General features: G+C 72.6%; 1 protein-coding gene. It reads left to right on the plus strand.

What is annotated here, in order from left to right:
* The coding region (locus AOK15_RS37825) for an MFS transporter (RefSeq protein WP_240508780.1) at positions 1 to 893 on the plus strand (893 nt) is incomplete at its 5' end.
* Positions 894 to 935: the final 42 nt, after the last annotated feature.

Raw genomic sequence — 935 nt, forward strand, 5'->3', positions numbered from 1 at the left:
GCCTCGCCGTCGCCTCCGGGCCCCTCATCGGCGGCAGCCTCACCGAGCACATCTCCTGGCAGTGGATCTTCTGGCTGAACGTTCCGCTGGGCCTCGTCCTGCTCCCGCTCGCCCGCCTCCGCCTCCGGGAGTCCCACGGCACGGGCGCCCCGCTCGACATCACCGGCACCGTGCTGGCCAGCGGCGGCCTCTTCGGCATCGTGTACGGCCTGGTCCGCGGCCCCGCCGACGGATGGACGGTCGCTCCGGTGCTGTTCGGCCTCGTCGCGGGCGCCGCACTGCTGGCCGGCTTCGTGCTCCACGGCGTCCGGGCGGCGAACCCCATGCTCCCGATGCGGCTGTTCCGGTCCCGCGCCTTCGCGGGCATCAACGCGGCGAGCATGCTGATGTTCCTGGGGATGTTCGGCTCGATCTTCCTGCTCAGCCAGTACATGCAGGGCGTCCTCGGCTACTCGCCGACCGAGGCGGGGCTGCGGATGCTGCCCTGGACCGGGATGCCGATGCTCGTCGCGCCGATCGCCGGGATCCTCTCCGACCGGATCGGTGGCCGCCCGGTCGTCGCGACGGGGCTGTTCCTCCAGGCCGCCGGGCTCGGCTACCTGGGCTACGTGGTCACCACGGACGTCTCCTACACCGCGCAGCTGCCCGGCCTCATCATCAGCGGCATCGGTATGGCTCTGTTCTTCGCCCCCGCGTCCCACCTGGTGATGTCCAGCGTCCGCCCGACCGAGCAGGGCATGGCCTCCGGAGCGAACAACGCCCTCCGCGAGGTGGGCGGCGCCGCGGTCGTAGCCCTCGCGGGAGCGGCAGCCCTGGCCATCCCAAGGCGCACCTTCGCGCCGACCCCCACGGAGCAGGCCCAGACCCCGACTCCACGAAAGGTCCCGGCGTAGCCGCCACCGCCGCGACTACGGCCCCAGGGCACAGCTGTGCCC

Source organism: Streptomyces ossamyceticus, assembly GCF_001418475.1.
GTDB lineage: Bacteria > Actinomycetota > Actinomycetes > Streptomycetales > Streptomycetaceae > Streptomyces > Streptomyces ossamyceticus.